The organism is Allorhizobium sp. DMC15 (genome assembly GCF_056314065.1).
This window is the reverse complement of the sequence record NZ_JBQUZB010000003.1, coordinates 246197-269409: the sequence shown is the minus strand read 5'-3', so window position 1 is coordinate 269409 and position 23213 is coordinate 246197. Positions and strand designations below refer to the sequence as shown.

Genomic DNA, 23213 nt, shown 5'->3' with positions numbered 1-23213 from the left:
CATCACACGCTTAACCGATGGCGGCTTTTCGGAGACGCCTTCCCGCCACTTCCGGAGGATCAGCATGACGGACAAAAGCGCTACTTTGAAACTCGGTGACAAGACGGTCGACCTGAGCGTCAAGGCCGGCACGATCGGCCCTGATGTCATCGACATCGGCGCCCTGTACAAGCACACGGGCACCTTCACCTACGACCCGGGCTTCACGTCCACGGCATCCTGCGAATCCAAGATCACCTATATCGATGGCGACGAAGGCACGCTGCTGCATCGCGGCTATCCGATCGAACAGCTCGCCGACAAGGGCGACTTCCTGGAAGTCTGCTATCTGCTGCTCTACGGCGAACTGCCGACGCCGGCGCAGAAGAAAGACTTCGACTACCGCGTCACGCACCACACCATGGTGCATGAGCAGATGAGCAAGTTCTTCTCCGGCTATCGCCGCGACGCCCATCCGATGGCTGTCATGGTCGGCACTGTCGGTGCGCTCTCGGCCTTCTATCACGACTCGACCGACATCACGGATCCGCATCAGCGCATGGTCGCCTCGCTGCGGATGATCGCGAAGATGCCGACGATCGCCGCCATGGCCTACAAGTACCATATCGGCCAGCCGTTCGTTTACCCGAAGAACGATCTCGACTATGCGTCCAACTTCCTGCGCATGTGCTTTGCCGTGCCGTGCGAAGAGTACAAGGTGAACCCGGTTCTGGCGCGCGCCATGGACCGTATCTTCATCCTGCATGCCGATCATGAGCAGAACGCGTCGACCTCGACCGTACGTCTTGCCGGTTCGTCGGGCGCCAACCCGTTTGCCTGCATCGCAGCCGGCATCGCCTGCCTCTGGGGTCCGGCCCATGGTGGCGCCAACGAAGCGGCGCTCAACATGCTGATGGAAATCGGCTCGGTCGACCGCATTCCGGAATACATCGCCAAGGCCAAGGACAAGAACGATCCGTTCCGCCTGATGGGCTTCGGTCACCGCGTCTACAAGAACTACGATCCGCGCGCCAAGATCATGCAGAAGACCATGTACGAGGTGCTGGAAGCGACCGGCCATGGCGACGACCCGTTGATGAAGGTGGCGCTCGAGCTCGAGAAGATCGCGCTCAACGACCCTTATTTCATCGAGAAGAAGCTCTACCCGAACGTCGACTTCTACTCCGGCATCACGCTGCGCGCACTCGGCTTCCCGACGACCATGTTCACCGTTCTCTTCGCGCTGGCCCGTACCGTTGGCTGGATCGCGCAGTGGAACGAGATGATCGAGGATCCGCAGCAGCGCATCGGTCGCCCGCGCCAGCTTTATACCGGCGCACCGAAGCGCGACTACAAGCCGATCACCGAACGCTGATCGCCCATCACGTTTCTTTCGAAAGGCCGGCGCGTTGCCGGCCTTTTTTTTATTCCCGCCATCAGCTTTCGTCTTCCGGATGCCGTGCAAAGACGGTTGCCATGGCCTTTCGGGCATCGATTGATGCGGTCCAAGACCGGAGCGAGTTCATCACATTTCGGTGGTTCTGCGCCGCCGACCGGATCCTGCCGCTTTTCGGCCCGATATGCCTTCAATTCCGTTGATCTTTGTTCTAAGGAAGTCCACCCGCTTCGCTTGATGCGAAGATCAGTCAAGAGGTTCATGCGTCCCGATGCTCGTCATATTGAGAAAAGTTTCCCAGACCCTTTTCGCCAAGATCCTGCTGCTGCTGCTGGTGGTTTCCTTCGGCGTCTGGGGCGTTTCGGCTTCGCTGTTCACCAGCAATTCCGATACGGTGGTCGCCGTGGGCGATCAGACGGTTTCGACGCGGGACTTCGCCTTTGCCTATCAGCGCCAGGTCGCCGATCTCAGCAACCGGTTCGGCACTCAGCTGACCACCGAACAAGCCAAGGCTTTTGGTGTCGAATCCATGGTCTTCTCGCAGCTCGCTGCCGGTGCAGCACTCGACCAGCTTGCGGCAGACATGAATCTGGGTCTGTCCCAGGATCGGCTGGCGCAGTTGATCGCGGATGACCCGGCCTTCAAAAATTCGGCCGGCAATTTCGATCGCGCCCTGTTCACATCGAGACTGCGCAATTCCGGCCTGCGCGAAGACGATTACATTGAGGAGCGGTCGAAGGTCGCAATCCGCAGCCAGATCGTCGATGCCACTGCCGATGGTTTCGTCGCGCCGAAGGTTCTGGTCGATGCAATCAAGAGCTATCGATACGAAAACCGGGACATCAACTACCTGCTGCTGACCAATGCCAATATCGATCCGATCAAGGCGCCTGACGATGCCACGCTGAAGACCTGGTTCGACACGACCAAGTCGCGCTATCGCGCGCCCGAATTCCGCAGCTTTACCTATGTCAAGCTCGAGCCCGCAGACATTGCCGACAAGTCGGCCGTCAGCGACGATGACATCAAGGCCGATTACGAGCGCCGCAAGGCCAGCTACGAAATCGCGGGCACTCGGACGATCGAGCAACTGTCCTTCGAAACGCGTGAACTGGCCGATGCGGCAGCCGCCGAACTCGCCAAGGGCACGAGCTTCGATCAACTTGTAACGGACCAGGGCAAGACGGCGAGCGATGTGCTGCTCGGCGACTTTTCAAAGGACCGCCTTCCGGACGCCACGCTTGCGGACGCCGCCTTTGCGGTGACGACCGAAGGCGGCACCACGCCCGTCGTCGAAGGTGCACTTGGCCCAGTCATCCTGCGCGTGACCAACATAAAGGAAGGCCGCGTGCGCAGCCTCGACGAGGTCAAGGAAGAAATCCGCGAGGCGCTGGCAGAATCAGCGGCTGTCGCCGACATCACCGCCGTGCACGACCAGTTCGAAGATCTGCGCGCTGGCGGGTCCACACTGAAGGAAGCGGCGGACCAGCTCAAGCTGAAGACCGCAACCGTTACCGACATCGACCGGCGCGGTTTTGACGCCCGGGAAACCGAAGTGGCCGGCATCCCCGAGCGCGACGCGCTCCTGGCGGAAGTCTTCCGCACCGACATTGGCGTCGAGGCTCTTCCGGTCAATCTCGGCAACAATGGCTACATCTGGTTTGATGTCACCGACATCAAGGCCGAACGCGACCGGGAGCTTGCCGAGGTCCGGGAAAAGGCCGTGGCGGATTGGACTGCGGAGCAGCAGCGCATTGCGCTCGGCGCAAAGGCAGAGAGCCTGCGCAAGCGCATTGCCGATGGCGGCAAACTGGAAGAAGTGGCGTCCGAACTCGGCCTGACGGTCGAAAGCAAGGCGGGGATCACCCGCCGCACCGAAGACGCCGTTCTGGGTGCGGCGGCCATCACCGCAGCCTTCGGAGGTCCGGAAGGGATTGTGACCACGGCGTCCGGCGGTGATCCGTCGACGCAGATCCTGCTGACCGTCACTGCCGTGCGTGATCAGGCGGCCGGTGGCGTGCTGTCCAACGAAGATGAGCAGATCGTCTCGATGGCCAATTCGGCCGGCGACGACATCCTCGACCAGATGGTCGGCCAGTTGCAGGCGCAGTATGGCGTGACATTCAACCAGGCGCTGGCCCAGCAGGCCATCGTTCGCTAATGCCGACGTCAGGGGGAGCACGTCCATGTCCGGGTTGAAGCCCTTTATCGCGAAGATCGCAACGCGCCAGTCTTTGACCCGGCAGGAGGCGAGCGATGCGTTCGAGATACTGATGTCCGGCGAAGCCAGCATGGCGCAGGTCGGGGGCTTCCTGATGGGCCTCAGAGTTCGCGGGGAAACCGTCGACGAGATTGCCGGCGCCGTCTCGATCATGCGCCAGAAGATGGTCGTGGTCGACGCTCCCGAGGACGCCATAGACATTGTCGGAACCGGCGGCGATGGAACCAACACCTACAACATCTCGACGCTCGCCGCGATTATCGTGGCGGGTGCCGGCGTGCCGGTTGCCAAGCATGGCAACCGCGCCCTGAGCTCCAAATCGGGGACGGCGGACGCGCTTTCGCAACTCGGCGTGAGGCTCGACATCGATCCGGACACCATTTCTCGCTGTATCCGCGAGGCCGGCATCGGCTTCATGTTCGCGCAGCTGCACCATCCCGCCATGCGCCATGTCGGCTCGGCGCGCGTTGAACTGGGTGCCCGCACTATCTTCAACATCGTCGGACCGCTTTCGAGCCCGGCCCGCGTCAAGAAACAGCTCTTCGGTGTTTACTCGCCGGAGTGGCTCGTGCCGGGTGCGGAGGCGTTGCGTGATCTCGGGCTGACCGATGCCTGGGTTGTGCACGGGAACGGTCTCGATGAAATTACGACGACGGGTCCGTCCCTTGTGGCCGCATTGAAAGATGGCGAGATCTCGACCTTCGAACTGACGCCCTCCGATTTCGGTGTTGCAACCGTGTCGCTCGATGCGATCCGTGGCGGCGACGGCGCGGTCAACGCCGCAGCACTTCGCGATGTTCTTGGTGGGGCGAAGACGGCCTATCGCGACGTCGCACTCTGCAATGCCGCCGCATCTCTGATTGTCGCCGGCAAGGCCAACGACGTGACCGAGGGCATGCATCTTGCCAGCCAGTCACTCGACAGCGGCAATGCCGCTCGCGCGCTCGAGAAACTGATTGCCATTTCCAACTCGGCCGCGTGAGGGTAAGTTCAGAGCATGACCGATATCCTCAAGCGCATCGAAACCTACAAGCGGGATGAAATCGCAGCGGCCAAGGCTGCTGTCTCGCTGTCGGAACTCAAGGATCGGATCGCGAGCCAGGAGGCGCCACGCGGTTTCCACCGTGCGCTGGTGCATGCGCGCGACGACGGTCGGTTCGGACTGATTGCCGAAATCAAGAAGGCGAGCCCTTCGAAGGGACTGATCCGGCCCGATTTCGATCCACCTTCCCTTGCCGCCGCCTATGAGGCCGGTGGCGCCGCCTGCTTGTCCGTCCTCACGGATGAACCAAGCTTCCAGGGCGCGCCGGAATTCCTGACGGCTGCCCGCCAGGCCTGCGCCCTGCCCGCCCTGCGCAAGGACTTCATGTTTGATGCCTACCAGGTCTATGAAGCGCGTGCCTGGGGTGGTGATTGCATTCTCTTGATCATGGCTTCCCTCTCCGATGGAGAAGCCGCGGAACTCGAAGGCGTCGCCTTCGAACTCGGCATGGATGTTCTGATCGAAGTCCACGACGCCGACGAGATGGAACGGGCGCTGAAACTGAAGTCACCGCTGGTCGGGATCAACAACCGCAATCTGCGTACCTTCGAGGTCAGCCTGACGGTCAGCGAAGACCTGGCTTCAATGGTGCCTGCCGATCGCCTGCTGGTCGGCGAAAGCGGTGTCTTTACCCATGAAGATTGCCGGCGCCTTGAAAAGGTCGGCATAACCACTTTCCTGGTCGGCGAGAGCCTGATGCGCAAGGAAGATGTTGCTGCTGCAACGCGTCTTCTCCTGACCGGCAAGACCGACGCTCTGGCCGCGGAATGACCACTGTCGAGCCGCAGGGCCTGACGCATATCGGCGCCTCCGGCGAGGCGCATATGGTCGATGTCTCGGGCAAGGATGACACGATCCGCCTCGCAGTCGCCGAAGGCTATGTGCGCATGAAGCCGGAAACCCTGTCCACCATTCGTGACGGGAACGCCAAGAAGGGGGACGTCATTGGGACTGCGCGGATTGCCGGCATCATGGCGGCCAAACAAACGTCCAATCTGATCCCGCTGTGCCATCCGCTGATGCTGTCCAAGGTGACCGTGGACATCCTGGAGGACGCGAACCTACCGGGCCTTCGGATAGAGGCCACCGTCAAGCTCACTGGCAAGACGGGCGTCGAGATGGAAGCACTCACGGCGGTATCCATCACCTGCCTGACCATTTACGACATGGCGAAAGCCGTGGACAAGACGATGGAAATCGGTGGGATCCGAGTTCTGGAAAAGAGTGGTGGCAAGTCCGGGGATTTCCGCCATCCGGAGCGCGGTTGATGTCGCTGCTTCCGGTTGAAGATGCGCTGGCGCGGCTTCTTTCGGGCGCCGAACCCATCTCCGATCACGAGCAGATCGGCCTGCATGAGGCAAATGGGCGCGTGCTCGCCGCCGATTTGGCCGCCCGCCTCACCCAGCCGCCGTTCGATGCGTCGGCGATGGATGGCTACGCCCTTCGCGCGGCAGACGCTGCGGAGATCGGTTCGGTGCTTACGGTCATCGGCGAATCGGCTGCGGGTCATGGCTTTTCAGGCGGGGTCGGTGTCGGACAGGCAGTTCGGATCTTTACGGGCGCGCCCGTGCCATCCGGCGCCGATAGCATCCTTCTTCAGGAGGATGCCGAGAAACTTGATGGCGGACGGATCAGGACGACTTTCGCGGTCACCTCCGGACGCCATATTCGGCCGCGCGGCCAGGATTTTGTCGAAGGCGACCTCACGCTCAACGCTGGTGTCACGCTCGACTTTAGCCACCTAACGCTTGCGGCGGCGATGAACCATCAGACGCTTCCCGTCTATCGCCGGCCGCGGATCGCAATCCTTGCGACGGGCGATGAGCTGGTCACACCGGGAGCTGTCCCCGGCCCGAACCAGATTATCGGCTCGAACACATTCGGCATTGCCACGCTGGCGCGCGACTGTGGCGCAGAGGTGCTCGATCTCGGCATCGTACCGGATGATGTCTCGCTGCTCCGCGCGGCTGTCGAGCGGGCCCGTTCCAGCGGTGTTGATGTTCTGGTGACACTGGGCGGAGCCTCGGTCGGGGATCACGATCTCGTCCAGTCGACGCTTGTCGCTGCCGGAATGGAACTGGAGTTCTGGCGGATCGCCATGCGCCCCGGGAAACCGCTCATGGTCGGGCGTCTCGGCGGGATGCAGGTTCTCGGTCTGCCTGGCAACCCGATCTCCAGCCTCGTCTGCGGGCTGCTCTTCATGGAGCCGCTGCTGTGCCGCCTCGGGCATCACATCCCGCCGAAGCGGATGACGACGGGGACGCTGGCCAACGCTCTTCCCGCCAACGACAAGCGCCAGGATTATGTCCGGGCCAGACTGTTGTTTGCTGGTGACGATAAACCCGTCGTCGAGAGCTTCGGCAAACAGGACTCGTCGATGATGCGCATCTTTGCGCAGTCGGACTGCCTGATCGTGCGGCCGCCGCATGCGCCAGCGGCGGAGGCGGGTGATACTGTCCCGATGATGCTTCTGCGGCCTTGAGCGCCGGCCAAACTGGTCACAAATATTCAAAACAAAAGACCCGGCGCTGAGGCCGGGTCTTTCGCATGCATTCTCTGGCGGTCTCCTCAGACCAGCCGGCTCTGTTCGACAGCTGCGCCGATGAAGCTTGCGAAGAGCGGGTGCGGATCAAGCGGACGGGACTTCAGTTCCGGATGGTACTGGACGCCGATGAACCACGGATGGTCAGGGTATTCCACCGTTTCCGGCAGGAGCCCGTCCGGCGACATACCGGAGAAGACCAGCCCGCATGATTCCAGGCGATCCTTGTAGTCGACATTGACTTCGTAACGGTGGCGGTGGCGCTCGGAGATATCCGTCGAACCGTAGATCTCGGAGATTTTGGTGCCCTTCTTAAGGGCCGCCTTGTAGGCGCCGAGGCGCATGGTGCCGCCGAGGTCGCCGACAGCAGAACGCTTTTCCAGCTCGTTGCCCTTCATCCATTCGGTCATCAGACCGACGACCGGTTCCTCGGTCTTGCCGAATTCGGTGGAGGATGCCTTATCGATGCCGGCGAGATGGCGGGCCGCCTCCACGACGGCCATCTGCATGCCGAAGCAGATGCCGAAGTAAGGCACCTTGCGCTCGCGGGCGAATTGGGCAGCCAGGATCTTGCCTTCGGAGCCACGCTCGCCAAAACCGCCGGGCACGAGAATGCCGTTGACCTTTTCAAGCCAGGGCGCCGGGTCTTCCTTTTCGAAGATTTCGGACTCGATCCATTCGAGCTTCACCTTCACACGGTTGGCGATCCCACCGTGGTACAGCGCTTCGATCAGCGACTTATAGGCATCCTTGAGGCCGGTGTACTTGCCGACGATCGCGATCGTGACTTCGCCTTCCGGCGTGCGGATGCGGTTGCAGACCTCTTCCCAGGCATCCAGACGCGGCTTTGGAGCCGGCTCGATTCCGAAGGCGGCCAGAACCTCGTTGTCGAGGCCTTCCTTGTGGTAGGCCATCGGCACGTCATAGATGTTGGCGACGTCGAGAGCCTGGATCACGGCGCTTTCGCGCACGTTGCAGAACAGCGACAGCTTGCGGCGTTCGGCCTGCGGGATCTCGCGATCTGCACGGACGAGCAGGATGTCGGGGTGGATGCCGAGCGCCTGCAGCTCCTTCACCGAATGCTGTGTCGGCTTCGTCTTCAGCTCGCCGGCTGCCGGGATGTAAGGCATCAGGGTCAGGTGAACGTAGACGGCGGTGCCGCGCGGCAGGTCGTTGCCGAGCTGACGGATCGCTTCCATGAAGGGCATGGCTTCGATGTCGCCTACGGTGCCGCCGATCTCGCAGATGACGAAATCATAGTCGTCATTGCCTTCAACGACGAAGTCCTTGATCTCGTTCGTGACGTGCGGAATGACCTGAACGGTCGCGCCGAGATAGTCGCCGCGGCGTTCCTTGTCGATGATGTTCTTGTAAATGCGACCGGTGGTGATGTTGTCGGTCTTGGTGGCCGAACGTCCCGTGAAACGCTCGTAGTGGCCGAGGTCGAGGTCTGTTTCGGCACCGTCATCGGTGACGAAGACTTCGCCGTGTTGAGTCGGACTCATGGTGCCCGGGTCAACGTTCAAGTAGGGGTCCAGCTTGCGCAGACGCACGCGGTAACCCCGTGCCTGCAACAATGCTCCGAGTGCCGCGGCCGCAATTCCTTTGCCAAGAGAGGAAACCACGCCGCCAGTGATGAATACATATCGCGCCATGGGCTTCACCGGATACCGTTTCAGATTCGATTCCGCCAGCCCCAATCGGGCTTGTCCCAAATTTTTCGTGAACGGGGCGGAATATACACAAAAGAAAACCGGCGGACCCTTGAGCCCGCCGGAGTGAGCAGATGCGTTCCGATCAGTTGTTCGGAACGGCGTTCGGATCTGCTGGCGCCGGAGCCGGAGCCGCAGGCGTCGTCGTCGGAGCCTGTGCTGCAGGTGCGGCACCTGGCAGCTGATCAAGAACGCTGCCACCGCCCTGCGTCGTGCCGTTTGCGGCCGGGATCCGGTCGAGGATGTCAGTCGGCTTCGATTCGTAACGGGCGAGGATGCCGAGCGCCAAGGAGATCACGAAGAAGAGTGTCGCCAGGATCGCCGTCGTGCGGGTCAGGGCATTGGCCGTGCCGCGGGCCGACATGAAGCCGGAGCCACCACCAATCCCGAGACCGCCGCCTTCCGAGCGCTGGATGAGGACGACGCCGATCAAGGCGACAACGACCATCAGGTAGATAACGAGCAATACGGTCTGCATGGAATGTCCATCCTGCCCTATCAGGGCAAAATCAATGAGGTTGGCGGCTCTTTACATGAGAGGAGCGGGCTTTGAAAGCCCCTTCCCCGCTTTTCGACCGGTTCGGTCTCAGGCGGTCAGTTCCTCGTAGACCCGGTATATGGCGAGGAAATCCGACGCCTTCAAGCTGGCGCCGCCGATCAGCGCACCGTCGACGTTTTCGACAGCCATCAGTTCTTTGGCATTGGAGGGCTTCACCGAGCCACCATAGAGGAGGCGCATCTTCTTGCCTTCGTCTCCAAAGCGCTTGACCAATTCGGCGCGCAGGAACGCATGCGCCTCTGCGACATCGGCGGTGGTCGGCGTAAGACCGGTTCCAATAGCCCAGACCGGCTCGTAGGCGATCACGGTGCGTTCTGCCGTGGCGCCATCGGGGACGGACCCGGCGAGCTGGCGCTTCAGGATATCGAGCGTCTGACCGGACTTCCGCTCTTCTGCAGTCTCACCAATGCAGATGACGGCGGTCAAATCTGCCGCATAGGCCGCTTCTGCTTTTGCCCGAACGAGGTGATCGGTCTCGGCGTGATCGGTGCGGCGCTCGGAATGGCCCACGATGACGTGCGTGCCGAAGCAATCGGCGATCATTTCAGCAGAAAGATCCCCGGTATGGGCACCGGAAGCATTCTGGTGGCAATCCTGGGCACCGATCTGAAGCGGGCTATCCGTGCAGAGCGCAGTCGACACATAGAGAAGCGTTGCCGGCGGGCAAATCAGGCTTTCCACCTTTTCAGAGAGAGACCCCTGCACACCTTCGGCGATTGCCTTGATCTGGTCGAGCGAAGCCCGTGTGCCGTTCATTTTCCAATTGCCCGCGACGAGCGGACGAACATCCGGTGTCATATCGTGATCAAACCCCTATTTCGCTCCTGCGAACTAGCAAATCTGAGCCTGGAAGGAAAGATTGCTGAGCCAAATTGGCATCTTTATCGGGCGACATGGTGAAAACGTGAACCGTCCGCTGCCCAGACATTCGGCACCGGCCGGACAGAGGCGCGTGGTTTGGCGAAATTCCTGCCGTGCTCTCTTCAATGAGTTTTCAGATTTGGAGAATAAGCTTCAATCGATAATGGGGGGTGTGTCTTGGAGACAGTGGGGCTAGAGGCCATCGAACGGCAATTCCAGCGGGGGCTCCGCTGGCTTCGTTTCTCACCCGAGATTGAGGCGAACTATTGCCGCGAATTTGCGGAGCATCGCATTCGGCGCGCCCCCCTCTGGGCAGTCGTCGGCACCGTGATCTATGATCTGGTGTTCTTCGGTGACGCGACCATGGTCCCGGATCAACTCGACGCGCTAATCTTCGTGCGCTTTGCAATCTTCACGCCCTTCGCGGTCCTGGCAACAGCGCTCGTCTTGAAGTGGCGTAGCGCCAGAAACTACGACATCCTGTCACTGGCTGTGGTTTTGCTTGGCGGTTCGCTGCCGATGCTGGTTGCCATGCACAGCACCAGCGAACATCTCTTCATCTATCAGACAGGCAATGTCGCGACGTTCCTCTTTCTGGTGGTCGGGCTTCGCCCGCGCTTTCCGGCCGTCCTCGTGGGTCTCGTATCGCTCTGTGCGATACACCTCACGCTTTGTGCGCAGATATCGAGCTTCGACGGGATCAGCTATCAGGGCCTGGTCACCTTCTACATCACTATCTCGGTGTTTCTGGCCCTCGGCGCCTATTTCCAGGAACATGCCGATCGCATGAACTACCTCAACCGAATCCGGGCCACCTCGCTTCATCAGCAGTTGGAGATCCAGTCAGAACGAGACGAACTGACGGGCCTGCTCAATCGGCGGTCGCTAGCACGGGTCGAACGCGAACTCTGGACGTCCGACGACAACCGGTCAGTCTTTGTCGTGATGCTGGATATCGACCGCTTCAAGTTGTTTAACGACGTGCATGGCCATCTGGACGGGGACGATTGCATCCGCGCTGTGGCCAGGGCGATCGTCGCGAGCTCAGACGCCCGTAGCACCGTATTCCGCTTCGGCGGCGAAGAAATACTCATCTTGACGCCTGACCTCAGCTGTAATGAGGCCGCAGCCATGGCCGAGCGCATTCGCTCCTCCATCGAGACCCTCGCGATCCCCCATCGTGGGGTCACACCGGTCGGGGTCGTCACGGCAAGTCTCGGGATTGCCGGTGGTCAGACGCAGGAAGTCAGTCTGCAGGACCTTCTGCGCCGCGCCGATCAGGCGCTTTACGACGCCAAGAAACTTGGTCGCAACCGTGTCAGCACGGCCAGCCTGACGACGCTCCAGCGCATTTCTTAAGGCAGTGGATCGATCTTTTGCTCAGCGAAGAAACCAATTCAACAGCGCGCGCCAGTCTGTCATCCGGACGGGTGTGCCATGGGAACCGGTCTCGAATAGCGTGAAGCGCGTCGGCTGGCCTGCCTTGCGCAGCTTTCGGTAAATCTCGATCTGGTCGTCGGCGGCATAGACGCTGTCGCGGCTCCCATGGGTGAACCAGATGGGCAGCCTCGCCTTGGCCGCAGCGCTCTTCGGCAGCGCCGGATCCGGCGCTCCGCCGAGGATGGCCATCCCTGAGAGCTTCGATACCGCCTCGGCATCGCGGGATATGCCCCAGCAGATGAAACTGCCCATGGAGGCGCAGGCAAGCACCACGGGTCTGCCACCGGACTGCGCCGAGGCATGCGCGATGAGGGCAGCGATGTCGGCCACGCCCCTCTCATCAAAACTTGTAACCGAAGGAGCGTAATAGGTGCCGCCAGATTCGGCCGCGAGGTTCTTCAGGCGATTGAAGTTGCCGCCGAAGCTCATGTCGTTCAGCCCGAGGCGCCGGTCCCCGCCCCTGCCATGGATGAAGATGACGGTAAACGTCTGGCCCTGATCCTGCCCCACACGTCCGACGTCCAACGGCCCGGTCGGAAGCGGCAGTGTCTGGTTCTCCTGGACGCGACGGACCTTCAGAGAGACATAACGGTCCTTTACTCGCCGTTCCGGAATGCTGTCACGACCATTGATGTCGCGCATTTCATCATAGGCCACCACCGTGAAGTCGCCGCCATCGCGGCTATCCAGCACCGCCTGTGCCGAGAAAAGGTCGTCCTTGAAGGGGCCGATCACCTCGGCGCTGACACTTGCTGGCAAGAGAAACGGAAAGAGAACGCAGGAAATCACCGCAATGCGGAAATGAGCTGTGGACATCTGCATGGAAGATGGGTTTCCTCTCGGCTCGCGCTTGCCTTCGCGAAATGCGCCACGCAAAGCTGGCCCGAATTCAACATGCGCCGGCTCTATGGCCCTTCGCGCCTGCCCAGCCTTTCTGGCACAATCCGACCGATTCGCAGATGCGACAGGCCTGATGCGGCGGCATTATGAAGGTGCCGCGAAGTCGGCATCGAACAGCAACAGAGTATCGAACGACGCCATGGACGACAACGATCTCTTTTCCGGTATGCCGCTCGCCCAGAAGGTCGAGGCCGAGCCGACGCAAGCACCTGTCGCGCAGCCTGCGCCACGGGCGGCACCGGCTACGCCCGCCTCGACAGGCGGTGACGATTACGGTGCATCCTCCATTCGCGTGCTAGAAGGCCTCGAGCCCGTGCGCATGCGTCCGGGCATGTACATCGGCGGCACCGACGAGAAGGCGCTGCACCACCTCTTTGCCGAAGTCATCGACAACTCGATGGACGAGGCTGTGGCCGGTCACGCCAATTTCATCGACGTACACCTCGATGCCCAGGGCTTCCTGACCGTCACCGACAACGGCCGCGGTATTCCGGTCGAACTGCATCCGCAGGTGCCGGGCAAGTCGACGCTCGAAGTGATCATGACCAAGCTGCATGCCGGCGGCAAATTCGACGGCAAGGCTTACGAGACCTCCGGCGGTCTGCACGGTGTCGGCGTCTCCGTCGTCAACGCACTTTCCGATCTCTTGGAAGTCGAGGTCGCGCGCAATCGCAAGCTCTATCGTCAGACCTTCTCGCGCGGCATTCCGCAGGGCGGGCTCGAAGAGCTGGGCGAAGTGCACAACCGCCGCGGCACGCGCGTCCGTTTCCATCCGGATCCGCAAATCTTCGGGGATCATGCCAAATTCGATCCCGGCCGGATCTTCCGCATGGCGCGGTCGAAGGCCTACCTCTTCGGCGGCGTCGAGATCCGCTGGTCCTGCGATCCGGGGATGGTGCCCGAGGGCGGCGATATTCCGGAGAAGGCCGTCTTCCACTTCCCCGGCGGCTTGAAGGACTATCTTGCCGCTACTCTCGGCAAGGAATTCACCGTCACGCGCGAAATCTTCGCCGGAAAAACGGAGAAGACCGGCGGCCATGGCGCGCTGGAATGGGCGGTCACCTGGTATGGCGGCGACCCGGCCCTGCACTCCTATTGCAATACGATCCCAACCCCTGAAGGTGGCACGCATGAGGCCGGTCTGCGTATCGCGCTGACCAAGGGTCTGAAGAACTACGCGGAATTGACGCAGAACAAGCGGGCGCAACAGATCACCACCGATGACGTGATGATCTCGGCGGTTGGCATGCTCTCCGTCTTCATCCGCGAACCGGAATTCGTCGGCCAGACCAAGGACAAGCTCGCTACTGTAGAAGCCCAGCGCATCGTCGAAAATGCCCTGCGCGATCCCTTCGACCACTATCTTGCGGACAATCCGAACGAGGCCGCCAAGCTGCTCGACTGGGTGATCGAGCGTGCGGAAGAGCGTCTGCGCCGCCGCAAGGAAAAGGAAGTCAATCGCAAGACGGCCGTACGCAAGCTGCGTCTGCCGGGCAAGCTTGCGGACTGCTCGCAGAACACGGCCGAAGGCGCGGAACTCTTCATCGTCGAAGGTGACTCCGCCGGCGGTTCGGCGAAGCAGGCGCGCAACCGTGCAAACCAGGCGATCCTGCCGCTGCGCGGCAAGATCCTGAACGTCGGCTCGGCAAGCCGCGAGAAGCTTATGGCCAACCAGCAGATCGCCGACTTGATCCAGGCGCTCGGCTGCGGGACGAGGTCCAAGTATCGGGACGAGGATCTGCGCTACGAGCGCATCATTGTCATGACCGATGCCGACGTCGACGGCGCCCATATCGCCTCGCTGCTGATCACCTTCTTCTACCAGGAAATGCCGGAGCTCATCCGCGGGAACCACCTCTATCTCGCGGTGCCGCCGCTCTATGTCATCCGCCAGGGGGCAAAGACCGTCTATGCGCGCGACGACGCGCACCGCGCAGAATTGATGGAGACGGTATTTAAGGGCAAGAAGGTGGAGATCGGGCGCTTCAAAGGCCTCGGCGAAATGATGCCGGCGCAGCTTAAGGAAACGACGATGGATCCGGCCAAGCGCACGCTTTTGCGCGTCGGGATCGATGATGTCGATTTCGAGGGGACGCGGGATGCGGTGGATGCCCTGATGGGAACCAAGCCGGAAGCGCGCTTCCGCTTCATCCAGGAACGCGCAGCCTTCGCGGAGAATCTGGATATCTGACCGCACACCCGCCACGTCGCGACATCGGTCGCGCTTGTGTCTTGGCCGATAATGCCCCATATGCAGGGGCATCAGGCAGAGGGGCGCAGACGATTGTGAGCCAGGTCGACCAACAGAACCCGCAAAAAGGGCCGCGCTGGCTCGGCCAGGCGACGGCCAACCGCATCGCCCTGATCACGCCGATTTCGGTCGCCCGCTGGTTGCTCGTTCTGATCGGCATCGCCGCGATCTATTTCTTCCACGGCTTCGTGGTACCCGTGCTCGCCTCGCTTGTCATTGCCTTTGCCAGCTGGCCGCTCTATCGCCGGCTGTTGAACAACGTCAATGGCAACACCACGATCGGCGCGACCTGCGCCATCCTCTTCATCCTCGGCTTTCTCGTGGTTCCGATCGGAATTGCCATCAGCTATGCGGTGGACGAGGTCCGGCAGTGGATCGGATGGGCACTGGAAGCCAATCGCGTCGGCGCGCCGCCGCCGGCGTGGATTACCGCTCTGCCCTGGGCAGGCGAATGGCTCGCGGACAAATGGCGGCTGCATGTGGGCGAACCGGGCTCGATCGGGGAGCTTATCCAGATCGTCAGCGGCGCGAATATCGGCAACATCTACAGGGCGGTGATTGCGGCGGGCGACGGATTATTCCATCTTCTTTTGACCCTGCTCTTCATGTTGATCGCGCTTTTCTTCGTTTATCGTGACGGCGCGAATTTCGCCCGGCAGCTCGACCTTCTGGGTGAACGCATCCTGCCAAATCGCTGGGAGCGGATCTCGCGCGTCGTTCCCGCCACGATCAGCTCGACCGTGACCGGCATGACGCTGATTGCGATCGGCGAAGGTATCGTGCTCGGCATAGCCTACTGGCTCGCCGGGGTCCCCTCACCGGTAACGCTTGGCGTGATCACCGGCATCATGGCCCTCATCCCAGGGGGGGCACCCCTCTCGTTTACCCTTGTGTCGATCTATCTCGCTGCCAGCGGCCAGCTGATCAACGGTCTAGCACTGTTTCTGTGGGGTTCGGTCGAACTCTTCATCGTCGACAAAACCGTGCGCCCGCGTCTGGTCGGGGGGCCCATCAAACTGCCTTTCCTTCCGACTTTCTTCGGCCTTGTCGGCGGTGTTAAGACCATGGGCTTTCTCGGTCTTTTCATCGGTCCCGTGCTGATGGCGCTCTTGGTGTCGATCTGGCGCGAGTGGATCCGGGAAGTTGAACTCTCGGAAGACCCGGTCGAGACAACTCCGGCAGACCTTGGCGGACCCAAGGATGTCTCCGACCTTGTGGATGCAGCCCCACCGCGGCCCCGCCACGTGTCATTGACCTGAGACGGCCAAAGCATCAAAACTGCGCGGAGACGTGCGAGTGCTTCGCCTGGATCCGGCATAGATGCTGCCGGAAAGCCTTGTTTTGGCTTCAATCCTTGTGTTTCGTCGCGGCAACCAACACTGGGAGCGTTCGCGCCGATGAAGACCGCCTTGATCATGATGACGATTTTGGGCTGTGACGACAGCGTAAGCCAATGTCAGTTCGTCGAAACCCCTCCCGAACGGTTTGTCTCTGTCGAACTGTGCGACGCGGCATCGGAATCCGTGCTCGAGCGCTATGGAAACATCGCGTTCCCGACTGCGGTGGCAGTCTGTCAGGCGCCACCGCCGGAGGTTGCCGATGCTATAGCGGCGTCCACCGAGGCAAATACCGCCGCAGCGTCAGCCGCGAGCACAGTGCTTGCCGAAGAACACAAGACTCTGACAGCACGCGCAATCGACAGCATTCGCGAAGTGCTGCCCGGCAAGGCGCAGTTCAAAATGATCTTCGAGACACCGATCCACGTGGTCGCGGACAGTTATTCCTGGGTCGCCAAGAAAATTGTTCCGTAAAACCGGAGGGTTTCAGGCGGCTGCGAGTGCAAGACCGGTCGCATAGTCCCGCGCCATGCGCCGCTCCTCGGCGATCGCCAGCCGTTCGACGATGTCGAGCAGCGCGCGTGCAGAATCGCTCAAACCCGTCCTCTCGCGATGGAGCGCGATGAGCCGATGGGCGATGTTGTCGAGTTCCAAACCATCGGCGCCTATGAGGCTGCGCCACTGCATGATGGCGTCGATGAAGAGTACGCTCAGATCCCGCGACAGGCCGGTGGCCTCGAGAAGGGCACGGACCGCGTGCAAACGTCCGGTGGCGAGAATGGCGCGTACGCGCCGCTCCTCAAGACCAGAAAGCGTTTCGATGGCTGCCGCAAAAAAGTCCGTCCGGCCGGCGCAGAGCGCATGCATCAGGAAGGCCGGGGTCAGACGACCGGCCTGCCGCAACTGCTCCGTCAGCTGGTGCAACTCCTCGCCGTGCACCTCCGAAAGCAGCGCGACTGTCGCGCTGTCGCCCGCCTCGCGGGCAATGCGCTCCATACGGCGGCTTCCGACGGCTCCGAGCACCAGCCCGGAACCGGACAGCGCTTCCGCTACGAACTGGACGAGGAGCTGGCGCAGACCTGCTGAGAGATCGTCCCGGTCCAGCAACAGGGCGCGGATACGCTGGTCGCGACCGTGACGTTCGGCGATGCGCTTCAGGGTGAAGGGGGTGATGCGCGCGCCCGGATTCTCCAGCAGAACCTCCAGTTCGCAGGCATCTCCGATCTCTGCGAGAGCCGCAGATACCGCAACACTCACCGTGCCGCGCGCGGCCACGAGCGCTCGTGTCTCGACCGTCCCCCTACCCGCGATATCGACGAGATCGGCGTCTGTCAGGACAGGTGACAATAGTATGACTGTGGAGGCAATCTCGGGCTGGTCTTCCGAAAGCGACACCATCAGGCCGCGCGGCGCGCGCGGGTCAGACGCAAGGACTTCGGCAAGAGCGAGTCGAACCTTCGGCGAGGGATCATCAAGCAGATAGGTCATGGCGACGCGGGCAGCCTGCCGTTCTTCCGTCGACATCTGCGACTGCAGGTAAGCACGTGCAAGGGCGTTGGCGGCCTTTGCACGCTCCTGCGCCCTGGCGGTTTCGACCCATCTGAGAAATGCGGCAACGATCACAGTCAGACCCACTCGCTACGGACACGCAACCGGATCATCCCGGCTGAAAAGACCGTAGCGACAAAGTCTTTATGAATCGTTCACCACGTTTCTTAACCCGTCGGGCGTTGCGACGGTCTTGCAAGCTCGATCAGCGGCGTGATGCCGGCGTAGTCCATATAGCCGGCCCTGAGGATCGGATCTGCGAGCGCCAGATCGAAGCGGCCATTGCGAATGACCGCCTCATCGATATGGACGCCCATGACCTGACCAAAGACCACATGACTATCCGTTTCAACGCCGTCCACATCGCGCAGCGTCGTGATCATTGTCACGCGACATTCGAGCGCCGCCACGGCTTCGCCGACAAAGGGTGCGCTGACCAGACGACCGTCGACGGCAGTCAGCCCGGACAGCTGAAATTCATCTGTGCCGTAAGGCACGGCCGCCGAAGAATGGCTCATTTTCTCCAGCAGGGCGCGGCTCGCGAAGCTCGTCGTGAACACACCCGTCTCTGCGGCATTGCGCAGACTGTCCTTGCGGCCGCTCGACGAGAACATCACCATTTTGGGGCGGTCGCCAACTGCGTTGAAGAAGGAGTAGGGCGAGAGGTTATTGCTTCCATCCCTCCCCCTGGTGCCGATCCAGCCAATCGGCCGGGGGGCCACGATCGCCTTGAATGGATCGTGGGCCATGCCATGCGCATTGCTCTCGGTATCGTAGAACATCACTCCGCATCGCCCTGCCAGGTCACGACGTCTGCGAGAGCGGGACGCGGTCGCTCAACGATCGGGAAGTCCGTGGAACCGATATGGATGAAACCGGCAACCTTCTCCCCAAGCTTGATCCCCAGGAGCGGATAGGCGCGTTCATCGAAGGCGAACCATTCCGTCAGCCAGTTGGAGACATAGCCATGGGCATTGGCGGCCATCAGGAGGTTGAGGCAAACGGCGCCGACAGACATGACCTGCTCCCATTCAGGGATCTTGGCGTGCGGCGCTGCCGTTGAGACGACGGCAATCACCACCGGGGCGCGGGTAAATCGGGCGCGCTCCACCTCGATCATCTCGTCGGACAGCTCGGGGTTCTTCTCCAACGCCATGGTCAGCAGTTCCCGACCAATGCGGGCGCGTTCTTCGCCCCGATAAACGATAAAGCGCCACGGTGCCAACTTGCCGTGGTCGGGCACACGCACCGCAAGCGACAGAATCGATTCGATCTCGGAACGGTTCGGGCCGGGCTCGCGCATCTGAAATGCAGGCACGGAGCGGCGAACAGCCAGATAATCGAGCAGTTTGATGTCATTTCTCATCGATGATAACCTTTGTCAGTCCTGTGGGAACAAGACCGGTCTTGAAATTGCCACGGCATTCGGTTTGAAGTTGCCGGCATTGGGAAGGAAGTCAACAGACAGTGCATCGCATGACCTGCCAAGGAATTCTTGCCCGCGTTTTCGTCGGGCTTTGCGTGGCCCTCACGGCTGCGCCCGAGACCCGTTCGCAGGAAGCGTTCGAGACGTTCAAACAGTTGAACGGATCGACCAAGATGCCGAAGCTGAAAGCTTTTTCCGCTCCCGGCGCGGATGCACTCGCGCCGATCAGCCAGGGCCGCAGCGTCAAGCTGGAAGCCAAGCTGACGAGTAAGGGCGATCCCATGCAGCATGGTCTGTCGTGGCGTGTCTTCAGCCCGATCCCGGGCGCCGACGGTAAGCTGCCGCTGCTCGCCAGCGCCGAAGGCGGCTCTGCGGCCTTCCAGCTCGCGCCCGGCGACTATTTCGTCAATGTCTCCTTCGGCCGCGCGGGTGCCACCAAGAAACTCAACGTGCCTGCGGTCGGCGACGTCGAAGAACAGGTAATGGTTCTCGACGCGGGCGGCCTGACGCTCAACGCCATATCGGGCACCGATTCCCATATCCCGGACAAGCAGCTCAGCTTTGACATCTATTCCTCCGAGGTGCGCGAGGACGGCGAGCGCGGCCTGGTTGTCGCGGATGTGAAGCCGAATACTATCGTTCGCCTCAATGCCGGCACCTATCACGTGGTCTCCGAATATGGTGCGGTCAATGCGGTGGTTCGTGCCGACATTTCCGTCGAGGCGGGCGAATTGACGGAAGCAACGATCCAGCACCGCGCCTCGCAGATCGGCTTCAAGCTGGTTTCGGAACCCGGCGGCGAAGCCATTGCCGATACCGCCTGGTCGGTCCTGACATCCGGCGGCGATATCGTTGCCGAAAGCGTCAGCGCCTTTCCGGTGATGGTCCTGTCCGAAGGGCAGTACACCGTGGTCGCCCGCAACAAGGACAAGATCTACCAGAAAGACTTCGACGTCACCGCCGGCAGCAACATGGATGTCGAACTTCCGCTGACGCAATAAGCCGCTTCAGGCGGCCCTGCGAAACCGTCGACGCTCAACCGGGGCCATGCTGAAGACGGCGCCGAACAAGCGGGCGAGCAAGTCCTTGCGATCGACGAAGGCGCTGAGTTCTTCCCAAGAAATCATCGGGCCAACCCGTGCGGCGATCGACGAACCCGACAGCTTGCGAAATTCACGGATCAGCAATGACACCCGCAATGTCAGGGAAATCTTGCTGGCAAGGTGGAACAGCCGGCCGTTCTGGCCTTCGAAATAGATAGGCACCACATTCGCCTTGGCGGCCTGAATGAGTTTGGCCGGGAACATTTTCCACGGCAGGTCTTCGGCACGGCCGAACCCTTTTTTCGCAGTCGCCACGCCACCGGCCGGGAAGATCACGACCGTTACGCCTTCCTTCAGCAGACGAAGCGCCTCATGGCGGGTCTGCATGTTGATGGCGAGCGCTTCCTTGGTTTCCTCGAAGGAGACAGGCAGCGAATAGGGTGCCATTTCAGGCACCTTCAAGAGTTCATTGTTGATGAGCACTCGGAAGGGACGCCCAAGCTGCTCCGCCAGCGCCAGCACGGCAATCCCGTCACCGATTCCGAAAGGATGATTCGCCACCATGACGATGGGGCCTTCCGGAATGTTTTCCGGCGGCCATGTGCCCTGAACCTTGAGATCGACATGGATGAGATCGAGCATCTTGCCGAACACACGGTCAGTCTTGCCGACGATGTCGTTGCGCCAGATTTCGTAGAGACGGGTGAAACGGTCGCGGCCTGACAGGCCTTCGATCGATCGGATAAACCAGCGCTTCAGCTTGGGATCGCGCGCGTTGGCATAGGACAGTTCATTGAACTTCACAAAGACACCTCGGTGGCCGTACGACAATCATGATACTGTCATATGCAGTTTTGATGACAAGTGTCTGACAGGGCGCTCGACGCCCTGTCAGACAAAGTCTTTCTTCACACCTTTCGGGCAGCCAGCTTGCGGCGAACATCCGGCGGTGTGGCTTCCCCCGAGAGCACGGCAACGGCTTCGGTGAGCGTCATCGACACCTGCTCCTGCGAACCGAGACGGCGGATGTTGACGGTCTTTTCCTCTGCCTCACGCTTGCCGCAGACGATAATGACCGGAACCTTGGTCACGGAGTGCTCGCGGACCTTGTAGTTGATCTTCTCGTTGCGGAAGTCGGTCTCAACCTGCAGGCCGGCATCGCGCAGCTGTTCGGCGACTTCGCGACCGTAATCGTCGGCATCCGAGGTGATCGTTGCGACGACAACCTGCAACGGCGCGAACCACAGCGGCATGTGGCCAGCAAAGTTCTCGATCAGGATGCCGAGGAAACGCTCCATCGAGCCGCAGATGGCGCGGTGGATCATGACCGGCTGCTTCTTCTCCGACTTGTCGTCGATGTAGAAGGCGCCGAAGCGTTCGGGCAGGTTGAAGTCGACCTGGGTCGTGCCGCATTGCCATTCACGGCCGATGGCGTCGCGGAGCGTGTATTCGAACTTCGGACCGTAGAAGGCGCCCTCGCCCGGCAGAATGCCGGTCTTGATGCGGCCGCCCGACTGTTCCTCGATCTGCTTCAGGACCTCCATCATCACGCTTTCGGCGCGATCCCAGAGATCGTCGGATCCGACACGCTTTTCCGGACGGGTCGAGAGCTTCACGACGATCTCGTTGAAGCCGAAGTCCTCGTAAACCGAGAGGATCAGGTCGTTGATGCGCAGGCATTCGGCCGCCATCTGCTCTTCCGTGCAGAAGACATGGGCATCGTCCTGCGTGAAGCCGCGTACGCGCATCAGGCCGTGCAGCGCGCCAGAGGCTTCATAGCGGTGAACCGTGCCGAATTCGGCGAGACGGACCGGAAGCTCGCGATAGGATTTCAGGCCATGCTTGAATATCTGCACGTGACCCGGGCAGTTCATCGGCTTCAGCGCGAAGACCTTCTGGTCGGCTTCCTCGTCATCCGGGTGGGTGAAGGCATGGGCGGATTTCACCGCGAACATGTTTTCCTGATACCAGCCCCAGTGACCGGAGGTCTCCCACAGCGACTTGTCGAGCACCTGCGGGGCGTTGACTTCCTGATAGGTGCCATCGAGGCGGCGACGCATGTAGGAGGTCAGGGTCTGGAACATGCGCCAGCCCTTGCCGTGCCAGAAGACGACGCCCGGGCCTTCTTCCTGGAAATGGAAGAGGTCCATTTCGCGGCCGAGCTTGCGGTGGTCGCGCTTTTCGGCTTCGGCCAGAATGTGGAGGTAACGGTCCAGGTCTTCCTGTTCGGCAAAGGCGGTGCCGTAGATGCGGCTGAGCATGGCGTTGTTGCTGTCACCGCGCCAGTAGGCGCCGGCCACCTTCATCAGCTTGAAGGCCATGCCAATCTGCCCGGTGGAGGCCATATGCGGCCCACGGCAGAGGTCGAACCAGTCGCCCTGGTAATAGATCTTCAGGTCCTGACCTTCCGGGATGGCGTCGACCAGCTCAACCTTGTACTTCTCGCCCTTTGAGGCGAAGACGTCCTTGGCCTTGTCGCGCGACCAGATCTCCTTGGTGAAGGGCTTGTTGCGCTGGATGATCTCTTTCATCCGCTTTTCGATCTTCGGCAGATCGTCCGGCGTGAAGGGTTCGTCCTTGGCGAAGTCGTAGTAGAAGCCGTTCTCGATCACCGGGCCGATGGTGACCTGCGTGCCGGGCCAGAGTTCCTGCACGGCCTCGGCCATGACGTGGGCTGCATCGTGGCGGATCAGTTCCAGCGCACGCGGATCGGTGCGGGTGACGATCTCGATCTTGCCGTCAACGATGGGGTCTGAGAGGTCGCGCAAGGTGCCATCGAGCGCAATGGCGACGGCCTTCTTGGCAAGCGACTTGGAAATCGATTCGGCGACTTGCGCACCGGTCGTGCCGGCTGCGAATTCGCGGATGGAGCCATCGGGGAAAGTCAGAGATACGGAAGCGGACATTGAAGTCTCCTGATCCAGTCCCGCCAACGAATGCGGGTGGTGAAAATTGC

At 61.3% G+C, this 23213-nt stretch carries 20 protein-coding genes; 11 read left to right on the top strand and 9 right to left on the bottom strand.

Annotated elements, in window-relative coordinates:
- The first annotated feature begins 64 nt into the window (after positions 1-64).
- The 6 genes from gltA (at position 65) to ACT53S_RS15565 (ending at position 7120) form a co-directional block, all read left to right on the top strand.
- The gene (gltA, locus tag ACT53S_RS15590) at positions 65-1354 is read left to right on the top strand and encodes a citrate synthase (protein ID WP_113377510.1); all 1290 of its coding nucleotides are present in this window, start codon (positions 65-67) and stop codon (positions 1352-1354) included.
- 292 nt (positions 1355-1646) lie between these two features.
- Entirely contained in the window at positions 1647-3536 is a 1890-nt protein-coding gene (locus ACT53S_RS15585; RefSeq protein WP_476067659.1) for a peptidylprolyl isomerase, read from the top strand.
- 25 nt (positions 3537-3561) lie between these two features.
- A complete protein-coding gene (gene trpD / locus ACT53S_RS15580; RefSeq protein ID WP_476067658.1) occupies positions 3562-4578 on the top strand; it encodes an anthranilate phosphoribosyltransferase in 1017 nt (338 codons plus the stop codon).
- Between the two features lie 15 nt (positions 4579-4593).
- Positions 4594-5409 (top strand): indole-3-glycerol phosphate synthase TrpC, encoded by an 816-nt coding sequence (trpC, locus tag ACT53S_RS15575; protein ID WP_476067657.1) that lies wholly within the window; start codon positions 4594-4596, stop codon positions 5407-5409.
- Positions 5406-5906, top strand: a complete 501-nt coding sequence (gene moaC, locus ACT53S_RS15570) for a cyclic pyranopterin monophosphate synthase MoaC (RefSeq protein ID WP_476067656.1) — start codon at positions 5406-5408, stop codon at positions 5904-5906. The genes trpC and moaC overlap by 4 nt, the downstream gene beginning before the upstream one ends.
- Positions 5903-7120, top strand: coding sequence for a molybdopterin molybdotransferase MoeA (locus ACT53S_RS15565; RefSeq protein ID WP_476067655.1), 1218 nt, complete (start codon positions 5903-5905; stop codon positions 7118-7120). Before moaC ends, ACT53S_RS15565 begins: the two co-directional genes overlap by 4 nt.
- Before the next feature lie 86 nt (positions 7121-7206).
- Here the strand turns inward: ACT53S_RS15565 and ACT53S_RS15560 are convergent, their stop codons facing one another.
- The 3 genes from ACT53S_RS15560 to tpiA form a co-directional block, all read right to left on the bottom strand.
- On the bottom strand, positions 7207-8844 hold the full coding sequence (locus ACT53S_RS15560; RefSeq protein WP_476067654.1) for a CTP synthase: 1638 nt from the start codon (positions 8842-8844) through the stop codon (positions 7207-7209).
- 133 nt (positions 8845-8977) lie between these two features.
- A complete protein-coding gene (secG, locus tag ACT53S_RS15555; RefSeq protein ID WP_142069087.1) occupies positions 8978-9370 on the bottom strand; it encodes a preprotein translocase subunit SecG in 393 nt (130 codons plus the stop codon).
- 108 nt (positions 9371-9478) lie between these two features.
- Positions 9479-10249: a triose-phosphate isomerase gene (tpiA, locus tag ACT53S_RS15550; protein ID WP_476067653.1), complete on the bottom strand. Its 771-nt coding sequence runs from the start codon at positions 10247-10249 to the stop codon at positions 9479-9481.
- A 249-nt stretch (positions 10250-10498) separates the two neighbouring features.
- Here tpiA and ACT53S_RS15545 point away from each other — a divergent pair, with 249 nt between their 5' ends.
- On the top strand, positions 10499-11671 hold the full coding sequence (locus tag ACT53S_RS15545) for a GGDEF domain-containing protein (RefSeq protein WP_476067935.1): 1173 nt from the start codon (positions 10499-10501) through the stop codon (positions 11669-11671).
- A 21-nt stretch (positions 11672-11692) separates the two neighbouring features.
- On the opposite strand, the gene ACT53S_RS15540 is transcribed toward ACT53S_RS15545, so the two are convergent.
- Positions 11693-12574 (bottom strand): alpha/beta fold hydrolase, encoded by an 882-nt coding sequence (locus ACT53S_RS15540; protein WP_476067652.1) that lies wholly within the window; start codon positions 12572-12574, stop codon positions 11693-11695.
- Between the two features lie 217 nt (positions 12575-12791).
- Between ACT53S_RS15540 and parE the strand changes: the two genes are divergently transcribed.
- The 3 genes from parE to ACT53S_RS15525 all read left to right on the top strand — a co-directional run bounded on the left by parE (position 12792) and on the right by ACT53S_RS15525 (position 16714).
- Positions 12792-14843: a DNA topoisomerase IV subunit B gene (parE, locus tag ACT53S_RS15535; RefSeq protein ID WP_476067651.1), complete on the top strand. Its 2052-nt coding sequence runs from the start codon at positions 12792-12794 to the stop codon at positions 14841-14843.
- Positions 14844-14938: 95 nt separating this feature from the next.
- Positions 14939-16162 (top strand): AI-2E family transporter, encoded by a 1224-nt coding sequence (locus tag ACT53S_RS15530; RefSeq protein WP_142069096.1) that lies wholly within the window; start codon positions 14939-14941, stop codon positions 16160-16162.
- 138 nt (positions 16163-16300) lie between these two features.
- Positions 16301-16714, top strand: coding sequence for a hypothetical protein (locus ACT53S_RS15525; protein ID WP_476067650.1), 414 nt, complete (start codon positions 16301-16303; stop codon positions 16712-16714).
- Between the two features lie 12 nt (positions 16715-16726).
- Here the strand turns inward: ACT53S_RS15525 and ACT53S_RS15520 are convergent, their stop codons facing one another.
- The 3 genes from ACT53S_RS15520 to ACT53S_RS15510 form a co-directional block, all read right to left on the bottom strand.
- A complete protein-coding gene (locus ACT53S_RS15520; protein WP_476067649.1) occupies positions 16727-17863 on the bottom strand; it encodes a DUF2336 domain-containing protein in 1137 nt (378 codons plus the stop codon).
- A gap of 92 nt (positions 17864-17955) precedes the next feature.
- Entirely contained in the window at positions 17956-18570 is a 615-nt protein-coding gene (locus tag ACT53S_RS15515) for a flavin reductase family protein (protein ID WP_476067648.1), read from the bottom strand.
- Positions 18570-19154 (bottom strand): nitroreductase family protein, encoded by a 585-nt coding sequence (locus ACT53S_RS15510; RefSeq protein ID WP_476067647.1) that lies wholly within the window; start codon positions 19152-19154, stop codon positions 18570-18572. The genes ACT53S_RS15515 and ACT53S_RS15510 overlap by 1 nt, the downstream gene beginning before the upstream one ends.
- 110 nt (positions 19155-19264) lie before the next feature.
- On the opposite strand from ACT53S_RS15510, the gene ACT53S_RS15505 reads away from it, so the two are divergent.
- Positions 19265-20215 carry a hypothetical protein gene (locus ACT53S_RS15505; RefSeq protein WP_476067646.1) on the top strand — a complete coding sequence of 317 codons (951 nt, stop codon included), beginning with the start codon at positions 19265-19267 and terminating at the stop codon, positions 20213-20215.
- A gap of 6 nt (positions 20216-20221) precedes the next feature.
- Here the strand turns inward: ACT53S_RS15505 and ACT53S_RS15500 are convergent, their stop codons facing one another.
- Both ACT53S_RS15500 and thrS read right to left on the bottom strand, forming a co-directional pair.
- Positions 20222-21061, bottom strand: coding sequence for a lysophospholipid acyltransferase family protein (locus ACT53S_RS15500; RefSeq protein WP_113377494.1), 840 nt, complete (start codon positions 21059-21061; stop codon positions 20222-20224).
- A 104-nt stretch (positions 21062-21165) separates the two neighbouring features.
- Positions 21166-23163 (bottom strand): threonine--tRNA ligase, encoded by a 1998-nt coding sequence (gene thrS / locus ACT53S_RS15495; RefSeq protein ID WP_476067645.1) that lies wholly within the window; start codon positions 23161-23163, stop codon positions 21166-21168.
- Positions 23164-23213: the final 50 nt, after the last annotated feature.

What these genes read in the sequence shown, in the direction of transcription:
- ACT53S_RS15585 (WP_476067659.1), top strand. Translation starts at nt 1,647, where the DNA reads ATGCTCGTCATATTGAGAAAAGTTTCCCAGACCCTTTTCGCCAAGATC.
- gltA (WP_113377510.1), top strand. Translation starts at nt 65, where the DNA reads ATGACGGACAAAAGCGCTACTTTGAAACTCGGTGACAAGACGGTCGAC.
- tpiA (WP_476067653.1), bottom strand. Translation starts at nt 10,249, where the DNA reads ATGACACCGGATGTTCGTCCGCTCGTCGCGGGCAATTGGAAAATGAAC.
- trpC (WP_476067657.1), top strand. Translation starts at nt 4,594, where the DNA reads ATGACCGATATCCTCAAGCGCATCGAAACCTACAAGCGGGATGAAATC.
- moaC (WP_476067656.1), top strand. Translation starts at nt 5,406, where the DNA reads ATGACCACTGTCGAGCCGCAGGGCCTGACGCATATCGGCGCCTCCGGC.
- ACT53S_RS15515 (WP_476067648.1), bottom strand. Translation starts at nt 18,570, where the DNA reads ATGTTCTACGATACCGAGAGCAATGCGCATGGCATGGCCCACGATCCA.
- thrS (WP_476067645.1), bottom strand. Translation starts at nt 23,163, where the DNA reads ATGTCCGCTTCCGTATCTCTGACTTTCCCCGATGGCTCCATCCGCGAA.
- ACT53S_RS15540 (WP_476067652.1), bottom strand. Translation starts at nt 12,574, where the DNA reads ATGCAGATGTCCACAGCTCATTTCCGCATTGCGGTGATTTCCTGCGTT.
- parE (WP_476067651.1), top strand. Translation starts at nt 12,792, where the DNA reads ATGGACGACAACGATCTCTTTTCCGGTATGCCGCTCGCCCAGAAGGTC.
- ACT53S_RS15525 (WP_476067650.1), top strand. Translation starts at nt 16,301, where the DNA reads ATGAAGACCGCCTTGATCATGATGACGATTTTGGGCTGTGACGACAGC.
- secG (WP_142069087.1), bottom strand. Translation starts at nt 9,370, where the DNA reads ATGCAGACCGTATTGCTCGTTATCTACCTGATGGTCGTTGTCGCCTTG.
- ACT53S_RS15505 (WP_476067646.1), top strand. Translation starts at nt 19,265, where the DNA reads ATGACCTGCCAAGGAATTCTTGCCCGCGTTTTCGTCGGGCTTTGCGTG.
- trpD (WP_476067658.1), top strand. Translation starts at nt 3,562, where the DNA reads ATGTCCGGGTTGAAGCCCTTTATCGCGAAGATCGCAACGCGCCAGTCT.
- ACT53S_RS15510 (WP_476067647.1), bottom strand. Translation starts at nt 19,154, where the DNA reads ATGAGAAATGACATCAAACTGCTCGATTATCTGGCTGTTCGCCGCTCC.